The following is a 13,387-nucleotide window of genomic DNA, read 5'->3' on the forward strand; positions in this document are numbered from 1 at the left end:
GTTCACTCGGCCTCCTCCGCCGCTACGGGGGTCACCACGGCCAGGACCTGGTCCATGGCGACGGTGGTGCCGGGGGTGACGTCGAGCTCGGTGACGGTGCCGGCGTGGGGGGCGGAGATGACGTGCTCCATCTTCATCGCCTCCACGACCAGCAGGCTCTGGCCCGCCTCCACCTCGTCCCCGACGGCCACCTTCACGACGGTGACGGTGCCGGGCATGGGGGCGGCCAGGGTGTCCGCGCCCGAGCGGCCGCGACCGGTGAGGGAGGCGGTGACGGGGTCGTGCGCCTGGACGTGCCAGGTGTCGGCGTCGCGGCCGAGCCAGGTCCCCTCCGGGGAGGGGGCGTGGGTGAAGCGGTGGGTGATGCCGTCGAGTTCGATGGTGACGGTGCTGTGGGTGCGGGTGACGATCCGGCCGCGGGCCGGTGCGGCTGGAACGGCTCCGGTGACCAGGAGTTCCGTCGTGCCGCTGGTCGAGGGGCGGGTGCGGACCTCCACCGGGTCCTGGCCCGGGAGGCGGAAGTGGTGGACCGTCCAGGCGGGGGTGCCGCCCAGGCGCCAGCCGCTGGGCACCCCGAAGGGGTCGACCCACGCGCCCGGCTCGTCCGGGGCGGAGCCCTGGTCGAGCAGCGCGGCCGCCGCGTACACCTCGGGCGGGACACCCTCCGGGAGGAGCTTGGCCAGGTCGCGCTCGACCAGCCCCGTGTCCAGGTCGCCGGAGACCACGTCGGGATGGGCCAGCAGGCGCCGCAGGAAGCCCGTGTTGGTCTGGACGCCCAGGATCACCGTGTCCGCCAAGGCCCCCCGCAGCACCCGCAGGGCACTGGCCCGGTCGGGCCCGTAGGCGATGACCTTCGACAGCATCGGGTCGTAGGTGCTGCCGACCGGCACGCCCTCGGTCAGCCCGGAGTCGGTGCGCACGGCGCCGCCGTTCGGCTCCGACAGGGCGAGCACGGTCCCGCCCGAGGGCAGGAACCCGCGCGCCGGGTCCTCGGCGCAGACGCGGGCCTCGATGGCGTGCCCGGTGAGGGTGACGTCGTCCTGCCCGAAGCCGAGGGGCTCGCCGGCGGCGACCCGCAGCTGCCACTCCACCAGGTCCAGGCCCGTCACCAGCTCGGTGACCGGGTGCTCGACCTGGAGGCGGGTGTTCATCTCCATGAAGTAGTACGAGGACGGGTCCCCGCCCGGCACGATGAACTCCACGGTGCCCGCGCCGACGTACCCGCAGGAGCGGGCCGCCGAGGTGGCCGCCGCGCCCATCGCCTCGCGCAGCTCGGGGGTGAGCAGGACGCTGGGCGCCTCCTCGATGACCTTCTGGTGGCGGCGCTGGAGGGAGCACTCGCGCTCGCCGAGGTGGACGACGTTCCCGTGGGCGTCCGCCAGGACCTGGATCTCGATGTGCCGCGGCCGGTCGACCCAGCGCTCCACGAGCAGGGTGTCGTCGCCGAAGGAGGACCGCGCCTCGCGCCGCGCGGCGGCGATCTCCTCGCCCAGCAGGGCCTCGTCGCGCACCAGCCGCATGCCCTTGCCGCCGCCGCCCGCCGAGGGCTTGAGCAGGACCGGCATGCCGATCTCGCGGGACGCCGCCGTCAGTTCGGCGTCGCTGAGCCCGCTGCCGGAGGAGCCCGGGACCACCGGGACGCCCGCGGCCCGCACGGTCTCCTTGGCGCGGATCTTGTCGCCCATCAGGGCGATGGCGCCGGCGGGCGGGCCGATGAAGACGAGACCGGCCTCGGCGCAGGCGGCGGCGAAGGCGGCGTTCTCGGCGAGGAAGCCGTAGCCGGGGTGGACGGCCTCGGCCCCGGTGCGGCGGGCGGCGTCGAGCAGCCGCTCCACCGACAGGTAGCTCTCGGCGGCGGCCGCCGGGCCGATCCGGACGGCCGTGTCGGCCTCCCGGACGTGGCGCGCGTCGGCGTCGGCGTCGCTGAAGACGGCGACCGAGCGCACGCCGAGCTGCCGGAGCGTACGGATGACCCGGACCGCGATCTCGCCCCGGTTGGCCACCAGAACAGTGCTGAACATCGAAGGGTTCCTCACGTCACACATCACATCCGGAAGATGCCGAAAGCCGAGTCGGCGAGGGGCGCGTTGGCGCAGGCGGTCAGGGCGAGCCCCAGCACCTGGCGGGTCTCCACCGGGTCGATGACCCCGTCGTCCCACAGGCGCGCGGTGGCGTAGTAGGCGCTGCCCTGCTCCTCGTACTGCGCGCGGATCGGAGCCTTGAAGGCGTCCTCTTCCTCGCCCGACCAGTCCTGGCCGGCGCCCTCGATCTGGTCGCGCTTGACCGTGGCCAGCACCGAGGCGGCCTGCTCGCCGCCCATGACCGAGATCTTGGCGTTGGGCCACATCCACAGGAAGCGGGGGCTGTAGGCCCGGCCGCACATGGAGTAGTTGCCCGCGCCGTAGGAGCCGCCGACGACCACGGTCAGCTTGGGCACCCGGGTGCAGGCGACGGCCGTGACCATCTTCGCGCCGTGCTTGGCGATGCCGCCCGCCTCGTAGTCCCGGCCGACCATGAAGCCCGAGATGTTCTGGAGGAAGAGCAGGGGGATGCCGCGCTGGTCGCACAGCTCGATGAAGTGGGCGCCCTTCTGGGCGGACTCGGAGAACAGGATGCCGTTGTTGGCGACGATCCCGACCGGGTGCCCGTGGATCCGGGCGAAGCCGGTGACCAGGGTCTGCCCGAACTCGGCCTTGAACTCCTGGAAGCGGGACCCGTCCGTGATGCGCGCGATGATCTCGCGGGCGTCGTACGGCGTACGGGAGTCGACCGGCACCGCGCCGTAGAGGCCGTACGGGTCCACCTTGGGCTCCTCGGGAGCCTCCAGCGACCACGGCGCCGCGGTCCGCTCCGGGAGCGTGGCCACGATGTTGCGCACGATCCGCAGCGCGTGCGCGTCGTCCTCGGCCAGGTGGTCGGTGACCCCGGAGGTCCGCGAGTGCACCTCGCCGCCGCCCAGCTCCTCGGCGGTGACCACCTCGCCGGTGGCCGCCTTCACCAGCGGCGGCCCGCCCAGGAAGATGGTGCCCTGGCCGCGCACGATGACGGCCTCGTCGCTCATCGCCGGTACGTAGGCCCCGCCCGCCGTGCAGGAACCGAGGACGGCGGCGATCTGCGGGATGCCCGCGCCCGACATGCGGGCCTGGTTGTAGAAGATCCGGCCGAAGTGCTCGCGGTCCGGGAAGACCTCGTCCTGCATGGGCAGGAAGGCGCCGCCGGAGTCGACCAGGTAGAGGCAGGGCAGCCGGTTCTCCAGCGCGACCTCCTGGGCGCGCAGGTGCTTCTTGACCGTCATCGGGTAGTAGGTGCCGCCCTTGACGGTGGCGTCGTTCGCCACGATCACGCACTCGCGGCCGCTGACCCGGCCGATGCCCGCGATCACGCCGGCGGCGGGGGCGGCGCCCCCGTACATGTCCTCGGCGGCCAGCGGGGCCAGCTCCAGGAACGGCGAACCGGGGTCCAGGAGGGCGTCGACCCGCTCGCGCGGGAGGAGCTTGCCGCGCGCGGTGTGGCGGGCGCGGGCCTTCTCGCCGCCGCCGAGCCGGGCGGCGTCGAGCCGGGCCCGCAACCCCTCGGTCAGCTCGCGGTGGGCGGCCTCGTTGGTCCGCCAGGCCTCGGACGCCGGATCGGCGGCGGTCGTCAGCACTGGTGCCTGCTGCATCGCTCGAGCTCCCTTGCTCGGTTAATGAGCGTTAACGCCTTACGCGCCATAGGTTAACGACCGCTAACGGCCCTGTCTAGAATGGATTCCCATGAGCACCAGAGCGGCCGCCCCCACCCGTCGCGAGCAGATCCTCAACGAGGCCGCTCGTCTCTTCGCCGAGCGTGGTTTCCACGGGGTCGGCGTGGACGAGATAGGGGCCGCGGTGGGCATCAGCGGCCCCGGCCTGTACCGGCATTTCGCGGGCAAGGAGGCGATGCTCGCCGAGCTGCTCGTCGGGATCAGCGAACGGCTGCTGACCGGCGGCCGCCACCGGGTGGCCGAAGCCGCCGGTGACCCGGCGTCCGTGCTGGCCTCGCTGATCGACGGGCACATCGACTTCGCCCTCGACGACCGCGCGCTGATCACCGTCCACGACCGGGAGCTCGACCGGCTGCGGGACGCCGACCGCAAGCTCGTGCGCCAGCTCCAGCGGCAGTACGTCGAGCTGTGGGTGGAGGTCGTGCGCGAACTGCACCCGCTGGTGCCGCAGGCGGAGGCGCGGATCTGCGTCCACGCCGTCTTCGGCCTGCTGAACTCGACCCCGCACCTGGGACCGCTGGGCCGCGAGGCCACCGAGTCGCTGCTGCGCCGGGTGGCGCACGGGGCGTTCGGGGCGCTGTCGCCATGAGCGCGTGGGCCGCGCTGCTGCGCCGGGCCGGACGGAACGGACGCGTCCGGGTCGGCGGCGGCAGAATGGGGACCATGCCGATAGAGACGCCCGTACCCAGCCGCGCCGAACTCATCGATCACCTGGTCCGCACCCGGATCGCCGGGCAGGTCGCCACGCCGCGCGAGAACAACCTCTCCCACTACCGCAAGCTCGCCAACGGCGACCGCCACTACTGGCTGGGCCTGGAGCTGGGCGACCGCTGGAGGGACGAGCAGGACGTCCTCGCGGTGATGGCCGAGCGCTGCGGGGTCGTCGACGACCCGGCCCAGCTGCACGGCCAGGACACCATCGACCCCGAGCTGACCCTCGACGCGCTCGACCGGATGGCGGCGCGGCTGCGCAAGGCCGCCCTGGACCAGCAGCGGGTGCTGTTCGCGACCGGGCACCCGGGCGGGCTGCTCGACGTGCACCGCGCCACGGCGGCGGCCCTGCGGGCGGCCGGCTGCGAGATCGTGGTGATCCCGGCCGGGCTGACGGCCGACGAGGGCTCCGTGTGGCAGTTCGCCGACGTGGCCGTGCTGGAGCGGGGGGCCACCCTGTGGCACACCCATTCCCCGAACCCGATGGCCGCGATCCTGGACGCCCTGGCCGCCGAGGGGCGGCCGCAGCCCGACCTGGTCGTCGCCGACCACGGCTGGGCCGGTTGCGCGGCCCAGCGCGGCCTGGACGCGGTGGGCTACGCCGACTGCAACGACCCGGCGCTCTTCCTCGGCGAGGCCGAGGGCACCCTCCAGGTGGCGGTGCCCCTGGACGACCACGTGCGCGACCCGCGCCACTACGACCCGCTGGTGGCGTACCTGCTGGACGCGGCGGGGCTGTCGTCCTGACCCCGGCCCCCGGCGCCCCGGAGGGGTCTTCCGGGGCCCGGCGAGATCCGAAGGGGGCGGCCCGGGACGTCCGCCGGACCTCCCCCCGCGCGGGTCAGGGGCCGGGCGGCGGGGCCGCGCGGCGCGGGGTGGGGTCCAGGTAGACGCGGCGGATCGCCGGGTAGCGCTCGCGCAGTTGCGCCTCGGCCTCCTCGCAGGCGCGCTCGACCTGCCAGGCGGCCGCCAGGTCGTGGAAGTCGATCTTCGCCGCGATCAACACCTCGTCCGGGCCCTGCACCAGCGTGGTCAGTTCCAGCACCGCCTCGATGTGCGGCACGGACAGCAGCTCCTCGCGGACCCCGGCCCGCATCCGCGGCGGCAGCGGGCGCCCGATCAGGTACTGCGCGTTGGAGCGGCCCAGCTCCCACGCCACCCCCACCAGCAGCAGCCCGATCAGCAGCGAGGCGATCCCGTCGTACGCCCCGGAGCCGGTCAGCTGCGCGCCCAGCAGCCCGCCCGCGGCCAGGGCGAGGCCGATCAGGGCGGCCACGTTCTCCAGCAGGACCGCCTTCACCGCGGTGTCCGGGGTGTGCTTCACGTACAGGCCCAGGGGCGCCCGCATCCGGGCCGCCTCGCCCTTGACCTGGCGCCAGGCGACCAGCAGCGAGTAGCCCTCCAGGGCGAAGGCCACGGCGAGGATGACGTAGGAGAGGGTCGGATCGCCCGGGTCCTCGCCGTGCACCAGGGTGTGGATCCCGTCGTACACCGCGAAGACCGCGCCGCCCACGAAGGTGGCGATCGAGGCCAGCAGCGCCCAGATGTAGCGCTCCGGCCCGTAGCCGAGCGGATGCGCCTCGTCCGCGGGCTTGGCGCTCCGCTTGAGCGAGGCCAGCAACAGCACCTCGGTCACGGTGTCGGCCACCGAGTGGGCCGCTTCGGACAGCATCGCGCTGGACCCGCTGACGATCCCGCCGACCGCCTTGGCCGCCGCGATCCCGAGGTTGGTGACCACGGCGACGAGTACGGTGGCGACGCTCTCGTCGCCACCGCCGCCGGAGCCGTCCGGGTTGCTGGACATGAGGCGACGGTACGTCCGCCGCCCCGGCTACGCGCGCGGGACGCGCACCACGCCCTCCTGGATGACGGTGACGGCGAGCCGCCCGTCCCGGGTCCAGATCCTGGCCTGCCCCAGGCCCCGCCCGGCGGCGGCCGAGGGGGACTCCTGGTCGTACAGCAGCCACTCGTCCGCGCGGAACGGCCGGTGGAACCACATCGCGTGGTCCAGCGAGGCGCCCACGACGTCACCGACCGCCCAGCCGCCGCGCCCGTGCGCGAGCAGGACGGAGTCGAGCAGGGTCATGTCCGAGACGTAGGTGGCCAGGCAGGTGTGCAGGAGGGGGTCGTCGCTCTCCAGCTTGCCCGCGGTGCGGAACCAGACCTGCGTGCGCGGCTCGACCGGCTCGCCGACGCTGCCCCACGGCGGGGTCGTCGCGTACCGCAGGTCCACCGCGGCCCGCGCGTCGATCAGCCGCTCCACCGTGCCCGGGTCGCGGAAGACGTCCCGGTAGCGGGGCAGGGCCTCGGCGGCCGTCTCCAAGGTCTCCGGATCGGGCGCGTCCGGCATCGCGGCCTGGTGGTCCAGGCCCTCCTCGGGCGTCTGGAAGGACGCCGAGAGGTGGAAGATCGGCTGTCCGTGCTGGACGGCGACGACGCGGCGCGTGGTGAAGGAGCGCCCGTCGCGGATCCGGTCGACGGAGTACACGATCGGCGCGCCGGGGTCACCGGCGCGCAGGAAGTACGAGTGCAGCGAGTGCGCGGCGCGGTCCTCGGGCACCGTGCGGCCGGCCGCGACCAGCGCCTGGGCCGCGACCTGACCGCCGAAGACGCGCGGTACCAGCGCCGAACGGCTGGTACCGCGGAAGATGTTCTCCTCGATCTGCTCCAGGTCGAGCAGGTCGAGGAGCGTCGTCAGTGCCTCGTTCATGGTCGGTAAGCGTAAGTGCCGGGTGGCTGCTCGCTCACAGGCCCATGGACTTGGCGATGATGGACTTCATGACCTCGCTGGTGCCGCCGTAGATGCGGTTCACGCGGTTGTCGGCGTACAGGCGGGCGATCGGGTACTCGTTCATGTAGCCGTAGCCGCCGTGCAGCTGGAGGCACTTGTCGATGACGCGGTGCGCGACCTCGGTGCAGAAGAGCTTCGCGGACGCGGCCTCGGCGGCGGTCAGCTCACCGGCGTCCAGGGCCTCCAGCGCGCGGTCCGCGACGGCCTCGGCGGCGTCCACCTCGGCCTGGCAGGAGGCCAGTTCGAACTTGGTGTTCTGGAAGTGGGCGACCGGCTTGCCGAAGACGGTGCGGTCCGTGACGTACTGCTGCGCGAACCGGACGGCCGCCTTGGCCTGGGCGTACGCGCCGAAGGCGATGCCCCAGCGCTCGGAGGGCAGGTTGGCGCCGAGGTAGTAGAAGCCCTTGTTCTCCTCGCCCATCAGGTCCTCGACCGGCACCTTCACGTCGACGAACGCCAGCTCGGCGGTGTCGGAGGTGCGCAGGCCCAGCTTGTCGAGCTTGCGGCCGATGGAGTAGCCCTCGGACTTGGTGTCGACGGCGAAGAGGGAGATGCCGAAGCGGCGGTCGTCCTCGCGCGGGGAGGACGTGCGGGCGCAGACGATCACGCGGTCGGCGTGGACGCCACCGGTGATGAAGGTCTTGGAGCCGTTGAGGACGTAGTGCGTGCCGTCCTCGGAGAGCTTGGCGGTGGTCTTCATGCCCGCGACGTCGGAACCGGTGCCCGGCTCGGTCATCGCGAGGGCCCACATCTCCTCGCCGGAGACGAACTTCGGCAGGTAGCGCTTCTTCTGCTCGTCGGTGGCGAGCATCTTGATGTAGGGGAGGGCCAGCAGCACGTGCACGCCGGAGCCGCCGAAGTTCACGCCCGCGCGGGAGGTCTCTTCGTAGAGGACGGCCTCGAACTTGTGCGTGTCCAGACCGGCGCCGCCGAACTCCTCGGGCACGTTGATGCCGAAGACGCCCAGCTCGCCGAGCTTGTAGTAGAAGTCGCGCGGCGCCTGGCCCGCCTGGAACCACTCGTCGTAGACCGGGACGACCTCGGCCTCGATGAAGGCGCGGATGGTCTCGCGGAACGCCTCGTGGTCCTCATTGAAAACGGTACGGCGCACGGGCCGGCTCCCTTCGGTCGCGGCGGTCCGCCGCCTATGGCTAAGCGCTTGCTCAGACTAAGTTACCGGTGGGTTGTCCGTGCTGTCCAGAGTGGCGGCGGCCACGCCGCCCCTCCCCGCGGGCTCCGGCCGGTGCGTCAGAAGCCGTTGCAGACGGCCGAGGCGAAGGGGCCCATCGCGCTCGCCGTGATCGGCGGGTCGTCGTCGACCGTGACCGAGCAGGTGGCGGCCCCGCCCTGGGCGCCCAGCGTCACCACGAGCGAGCCGCCCTTGGCGAAGCCCTTCGTAGTGAGCACCTTCGTCCACGGCAGGCTCTGGCCGCCCACCTGGCTGGTGGAGGCGCTGCCGTCGTGCCAGGTCGAATACGTGATGGTCACGTCCGTGGCCTTGCCGGTCGCCGCGTAGGTGACCCGGGCGGGCCGACCGGCCTCCTTCTGCACCTCGCCGACGAAGACGGCGAAGAGGGCCGCGCAGCCGCCGAGCAGCAGCAGGAGCAGGCCGAGCAGCACCCACGGCCAGCGGCGGCGCCGGCGCGGCGCGGGCGGGGGCGGGGGGTACGGGTACCCCGCCGGGGGGTCCTGGTGGGGCGGGCGGGGGCCCCATCCCGGCTGCTCCGGTGAACTGTCCGGTCGGCTGTTCATGTCACCAGCGTCACCCCGGCCGGCCCCCTTGTCGTGCGCAGCCCCCGTCGCCCCACCGGCGGGGCCGGGGATTTCAGCCTCGCCGGCGTTCGAGGCGCCCCCGGAGGGCGGGTCAGGGGCGGGCGGTGTCGGGGGAGGCGGTCCCGTCCTCCACCCCGGCGTGCCGCAGCGCGAACCACAGCTCCATCCGGGTGTCCGGATCGTCCAGGTCGAGCGCCAGCAGGGTCGCGCAGCGGGCGATGCGCTGGCGCACGGTGTTGCGGTGGACGCCGAGGGCGGCCGCGCTGCGGTCCCAGCTGCCGTGATGGGCCAGCCAGGCGCGCAGCGTCCGCGCGTGCGCCGGGTTCAGCGGGGCGAGCAGCGCCTCGGCGTGCGCGCGGGCCTCCGCCGGGTCGAGCAGGGCCGCGATGCCCCCGGGGGCGTGCCGGGCCAGCGGGGCGCGGGCCGCCTCGGCGCGCTCCAGGGCCCGCCGCGCCCGGGCCCCGGCGCCGCGCAGCTCCGCGGGCCCGGCGGGCGGGGCGACCCCGAGCCGCCAGCCGGGCTGGGGGGTCGGGTCCCGGTCGGTGAGCAGGCGCACGCCGTCCCCGCCCCCGTCCGGGTCCAGCAGTACGGTGCCCAGCGCGGCCGCCAGGGCCCGCGGATCACCGGCGCCGCGCGCGTGGACGGCGTACCAGGGCCCCGGGCCCAGCGCCCCGCCCGGATCCCCGTCGAGCAGCAGCCGGGTCAGGGCGGCCGTTTCCGGGCCCGGCGGGCGGTGCGCGGTCAGCAGCGTGAGCAGCACGGCGGCCACCGAGGCGATGGTGTGGTCCCCGGGAGCCCGACCGGGCGCGGCCAGCGCCAGCACGGGTACGAGCGCGGCCCCGGGAGCCGCCCCCGGGCGGCCCAGGGCGTGCACCGAGAGGTGCAGCCCCTCGTGGGTGTCGGTCGCGGTCGCGGCGGCGGGCGCGCCGGTCCCCGGGCCGTTGCCCGCGACGCGGGCGGCCAGCGCGGTCAGGGCCGCGAGCACCCCCGGGGGCGCGGGGCGGCCCGCCGCCTCCCGGACCCCGTCCGCGCCCACCAGTACGGCGTGCCCGTCCAGGACACCGGCCAGCCGGGACAGTACGGCCGGTACCGGATCGGGCCGGGCCGCGGCGGCGGCCAGCGCCTGCTGGGCCTCGGTGATCCGGCTCAGCTCACGGGTACGGGCCCGCGCCATCAGCCGCCACACGGCGCGGGCGACCGCCGTGAACGGCGTCCCGGCGGGCACCTCCAGCAGCGGCAGCCCGTGCCGGTCGCAGGCCGCCACCAGCTCCGGGGGCACGGTCGCGTGCACCGGGGTCACGCCGAAGCCGAGGGCCGCCGTACCGGCGCGGGCGAGCCGGGCGACGTACGCGTCGGGGTCCTCCAGCGCGGCGCCCGCGGTGAGCAGCAGCTCGCCGCCCAGCAGGTACGGCGAGGGGTCGGCCATCTCGGAGGCGTGCACCCCGTGCACCTCGGCCCCGGCGGGCCCGGCGAGGTGGCGCAGCCCCAGCTCCCGCTCCGGCAGCAGCGCGCCGAGCGGGACCGGCGGAGCGGGCGGGGCTTCCATGGATACTCCGTACACATCGGGGACGCTCGATGGATGGAACGTACACCCCGCGCGCCCGGGGTGTCCGTTTACGCTCGAAGCACCGCACTCGCAGGACCTCCAGGAAGGGCACCCCCCATGAGCACGCAGCCGCGCGGCCCCGTCGACTCCTCCCGCATCCCGCGCTACGCGGGCCCCGCGACCTTCGCCCGACTGCCCCGCCTCGACGAGGTCGGCGGCAAGGCGGACGTGGCCGTGGTCGGCGTGCCCTTCGACTCCGGCGTCTCCTACCGCCCCGGCGCCCGCTTCGGCGGCAACGCCATCCGCGAGGCCTCGCGCCTGCTGCGCCCGTACAACCCGGCCCAGGACGCCTCCCCCTTCGCCCTCGCGCAGGTCGCCGACGCCGGTGACATCGCGGCGAACCCCTTCAACATCAACGAGGCCGTCGACACGATCGAGGCCGCGGCCGACGAGCTGATCTCGGGCGGCTCCCGCCTGATGACCCTCGGCGGCGACCACACCATCGCGCTGCCTCTGCTGCGCTCGGTGGCCAAGAAGCACGGCCCGGTCGCGCTGCTGCACTTCGACGCGCACCTGGACACCTGGGACACGTACTTCGGCGCCGAGTACACGCACGGCACGCCCTTCCGCCGGGCCGTCGAGGAGGGCATCCTCGACACCGAGGCGCTCTCGCACGTCGGCACCCGCGGCCCGCTCTACGGCAAGCAGGACCTGGACGACGACGCCAAGATGGGCTTCGGCATCGTCACCTCGGCCGACGTCTACCGCCGCGGCGCCGACGAGGTCGCCGACCAGCTGCGCCAGCGCATCGGCGACCGCCCGCTGTACATCTCGATCGACATCGACGTGCTGGACCCGGCCCACGCGCCCGGCACCGGCACCCCCGAGGCGGGCGGCATGACCTCCCGCGAGCTGCTGGAGATCATCCGCGGCCTGTCGTCCTGCAACCTGGTTTCCGCCGACGTGGTCGAGGTGGCCCCGGCGTACGATCACGCGGAGATCACCTCGGTCGCGGCCTCGCACACCGCGTACGAGCTGACCACCATCATGAGCCGTCAGATCGCGCAGGCGAAGGGCAAGTAAGCACCGTGACGCACGACCACGACCTGGTACTCCGCCCCACCGAAGCCCAGAAGGCGGCCGCACTCGCGCCGCCGCCGGGCCGGACCGGCGGGGACCTGGTCGTGGAGACGTTGCGCTCGCTCGGCGCGACCACCGTCTTCGGCCTGCCGGGGCAGCACGCGCTGGCCACCTTCGACGCGCTGGGCCGCTCCGACCTGCGGCTGATCGGCCTGCGGGTGGAGAACAACGCGGCCTTCGCGGCCGACGCGTACGGCCGCCTCACGGGCGAGGCGGTCCCGCTGCTGCTGTCCACCGGGCCGGGCGCGCTGACCGCCCTGCCCGCCCTGGCGGAGGCGGCCGCCGCCTCCGCCCCGGTCGTGGCCATCGCCTCCCAGGTGCCGAGCGCGGGCCTGGGCGGCGGGCGGCGCGGCCACCTGCACGAGCTGCGGGACCAGGCGGCGTCCTTCCGGGACGTGGTCAAGTCGGTGCACGAGGCCCGCACCCCGTCCCAGATCCCCTCCGTGATCGCCGCGGCCTGGGAGTCGGCGCTGACCGCCCCGCACGGCCCGGTCTGGGTGGAGATCCCCGAGGACGTGCTGCGCGCGCGGACCATCGTTCCGCAGGTCACGGGCGTGGACGCGACCCCGCACGACCTCGCCCCGCGCCCGGAGCTGACCGCGCTGGCCGCGCACTGGCTGGAGCGTGCGGAGCGACCGGTGATCATCGCGGGCGGCGGGGTGGTCCGTTCGGACGCCGCGAAGAAGCTGCGGGAGCTGGCCGAGCGGCTGAACGCGCCGGTCGTCACCACCTTCGGCGGCAAGGGCGCCTTCCCCTGGACCCACCCGCTCTCCCTCCAGTCCTGGCTGGAGGACCGCCACATGACGGACTTCCTGGAGGACGCCGACGTCCTGCTGGTCGTCGGGTCGGGCCTCGGGGAACTCTCCTCGAACTACCACACGTTCTTCCCTGAGGGCCGGGTCGTCCAGATCGACGCCGACCTCGGCAAGCTGGAGTCCAACCACGCGGGGCTCGGCATCCACGCCGACGCCCGGCTCGCGCTCCAGGCGCTCCTGGAGACGGTGTCCGAGCGCCCGGATCCGGGCGCGCCCGAGCGCGTCCGCTCCGTCCTGGCCGCGATCGCGGAGCGGCTGTCCACCCAGGACGTGGCCCTGGAGCAGTCCCTGCTGGCCTCGATCAGGGCCGCCCTCCCGGCGCGCTCGCCGTCCTTCTGGGACATGACGATCCTGGCCTACTGGGCCTGGTCCGCCTTCGACCCGAAGCACCCCAACACGATGCACTCGGCCCAGGGCGCGGGCGGTCTCGGCTACGCCTTCCCGGCCGCCCTCGGAGCCTGCGCGGCCGAGCCGGACACCCCGGTCCTGGCCGTCTCGGGCGACGGCGGCGCGATGTACTCCCTGGCGGAGCTGGCCACGGCCCGCCAGTACGACCTGGACGTGACCTGGCTGATCGTCGACGACGGCGGCTACGGCATCCTGCGCGAGTACATGAGCCAGTCCTTCGACGGCCGCACCACGGGGACGGAGCTCACCCGCCCCGACTTCGTCGCCCTGGCCGAGTCCTTCGGCGTCCCGGCGGCGACCACCACCCCGGACTCCCTGCGCGCGGACCTCGCGAAGGCCCTGTCCACCCCGGGCCCCTCGGTCCTGGTCCTACCGGCCACCTTGAAGATGTTCGCCCCGACGCACCTGTAGGCGTTGCCCGACCCGCACCCCGCCTCCTATGCTTTATATGGGACCAGCAT

Annotated in this window: 11 protein-coding genes; 4 read left to right on the forward strand and 7 right to left on the reverse strand. The window is 74.1% G+C overall.

Translation table 11 applies throughout. The features are described from left to right. Positions 1-2: 2 nt before the first annotated feature. Positions 3-2,021 carry a biotin carboxylase N-terminal domain-containing protein gene (locus ACFWAR_RS03860; protein WP_385772704.1) on the reverse strand — a complete coding sequence of 673 codons (2,019 nt, stop codon included), beginning with the start codon at positions 2,019-2,021 and terminating at the stop codon, positions 3-5. A 23-nt stretch (positions 2,022-2,044) separates the two neighbouring features. Then, positions 2,045-3,661: a carboxyl transferase domain-containing protein gene (locus ACFWAR_RS03865; protein WP_385772706.1), complete on the reverse strand. Its 1,617-nt coding sequence runs from the start codon at positions 3,659-3,661 to the stop codon at positions 2,045-2,047. 91 nt (positions 3,662-3,752) lie between these two features. On the opposite strand from ACFWAR_RS03865, the gene ACFWAR_RS03870 reads away from it, so the two are divergent. Together ACFWAR_RS03870 and ACFWAR_RS03875 are read left to right on the forward strand one after the other, a co-directional pair. After that, a complete protein-coding gene (locus tag ACFWAR_RS03870; protein ID WP_385772708.1) occupies positions 3,753-4,331 on the forward strand; it encodes a TetR/AcrR family transcriptional regulator in 579 nt (192 codons plus the stop codon). A 65-nt stretch (positions 4,332-4,396) separates the two neighbouring features. After that, positions 4,397-5,200, forward strand: coding sequence for a phosphatase (locus ACFWAR_RS03875; protein ID WP_385772859.1), 804 nt, complete (start codon positions 4,397-4,399; stop codon positions 5,198-5,200). 94 nt (positions 5,201-5,294) lie between these two features. On the opposite strand, the gene ACFWAR_RS03880 is transcribed toward ACFWAR_RS03875, so the two are convergent. From ACFWAR_RS03880 to ACFWAR_RS03900, 5 genes are all read right to left on the reverse strand, one after another. Continuing rightward, complete coding sequence (locus ACFWAR_RS03880) at positions 5,295-6,257, reverse strand: cation diffusion facilitator family transporter (protein ID WP_385772710.1); 963 nt, start codon at positions 6,255-6,257, stop codon at positions 5,295-5,297. A gap of 27 nt (positions 6,258-6,284) precedes the next feature. After that, the gene (tesB, locus tag ACFWAR_RS03885; protein WP_385772712.1) at positions 6,285-7,163 is read right to left on the reverse strand and encodes an acyl-CoA thioesterase II; all 879 of its coding nucleotides are present in this window, start codon (positions 7,161-7,163) and stop codon (positions 6,285-6,287) included. Positions 7,164-7,197: 34 nt separating this feature from the next. After that, positions 7,198-8,355 carry an acyl-CoA dehydrogenase family protein gene (locus ACFWAR_RS03890; RefSeq protein ID WP_354382465.1) on the reverse strand — a complete coding sequence of 386 codons (1,158 nt, stop codon included), beginning with the start codon at positions 8,353-8,355 and terminating at the stop codon, positions 7,198-7,200. A gap of 137 nt (positions 8,356-8,492) precedes the next feature. Continuing rightward, the gene (locus ACFWAR_RS03895) at positions 8,493-8,996 is read right to left on the reverse strand and encodes a hypothetical protein (RefSeq protein ID WP_385772715.1); all 504 of its coding nucleotides are present in this window, start codon (positions 8,994-8,996) and stop codon (positions 8,493-8,495) included. A 112-nt stretch (positions 8,997-9,108) separates the two neighbouring features. After that, on the reverse strand, positions 9,109-10,563 hold the full coding sequence (locus ACFWAR_RS03900; RefSeq protein WP_385772717.1) for a PucR family transcriptional regulator: 1,455 nt from the start codon (positions 10,561-10,563) through the stop codon (positions 9,109-9,111). A 117-nt stretch (positions 10,564-10,680) separates the two neighbouring features. Here ACFWAR_RS03900 and speB point away from each other — a divergent pair, with 117 nt between their 5' ends. Both speB and ACFWAR_RS03910 read left to right on the forward strand, forming a co-directional pair. Continuing rightward, positions 10,681-11,646: an agmatinase gene (gene speB, locus ACFWAR_RS03905; RefSeq protein WP_385772719.1), complete on the forward strand. Its 966-nt coding sequence runs from the start codon at positions 10,681-10,683 to the stop codon at positions 11,644-11,646. Positions 11,647-11,651: 5 nt separating this feature from the next. Further along, the gene (locus ACFWAR_RS03910) at positions 11,652-13,337 is read left to right on the forward strand and encodes a thiamine pyrophosphate-binding protein (protein WP_385772721.1); all 1,686 of its coding nucleotides are present in this window, start codon (positions 11,652-11,654) and stop codon (positions 13,335-13,337) included. The last annotated feature ends 50 nt before the right edge of the window (positions 13,338-13,387 follow it).

Origin of the sequence: Streptomyces sp. NPDC059917 (genome assembly GCF_042730635.1) — a bacterium.
GTDB lineage: Bacteria > Actinomycetota > Actinomycetes > Streptomycetales > Streptomycetaceae > Streptomyces.

What these genes read in the sequence shown, in the direction of transcription:
- ACFWAR_RS03860 (WP_385772704.1), bottom strand. Translation starts at nt 2,021, where the DNA reads ATGTTCAGCACTGTTCTGGTGGCCAACCGGGGCGAGATCGCGGTCCGG.
- tesB (WP_385772712.1), bottom strand. Translation starts at nt 7,163, where the DNA reads ATGAACGAGGCACTGACGACGCTCCTCGACCTGCTCGACCTGGAGCAG.
- ACFWAR_RS03895 (WP_385772715.1), bottom strand. Translation starts at nt 8,996, where the DNA reads ATGAACAGCCGACCGGACAGTTCACCGGAGCAGCCGGGATGGGGCCCC.
- ACFWAR_RS03870 (WP_385772708.1), top strand. Translation starts at nt 3,753, where the DNA reads ATGAGCACCAGAGCGGCCGCCCCCACCCGTCGCGAGCAGATCCTCAAC.
- ACFWAR_RS03880 (WP_385772710.1), bottom strand. Translation starts at nt 6,257, where the DNA reads ATGTCCAGCAACCCGGACGGCTCCGGCGGCGGTGGCGACGAGAGCGTC.
- ACFWAR_RS03900 (WP_385772717.1), bottom strand. Translation starts at nt 10,563, where the DNA reads ATGGAAGCCCCGCCCGCTCCGCCGGTCCCGCTCGGCGCGCTGCTGCCG.
- speB (WP_385772719.1), top strand. Translation starts at nt 10,681, where the DNA reads ATGAGCACGCAGCCGCGCGGCCCCGTCGACTCCTCCCGCATCCCGCGC.
- ACFWAR_RS03865 (WP_385772706.1), bottom strand. Translation starts at nt 3,661, where the DNA reads ATGCAGCAGGCACCAGTGCTGACGACCGCCGCCGATCCGGCGTCCGAG.
- ACFWAR_RS03875 (WP_385772859.1), top strand. Translation starts at nt 4,397, where the DNA reads ATGGGGACCATGCCGATAGAGACGCCCGTACCCAGCCGCGCCGAACTC.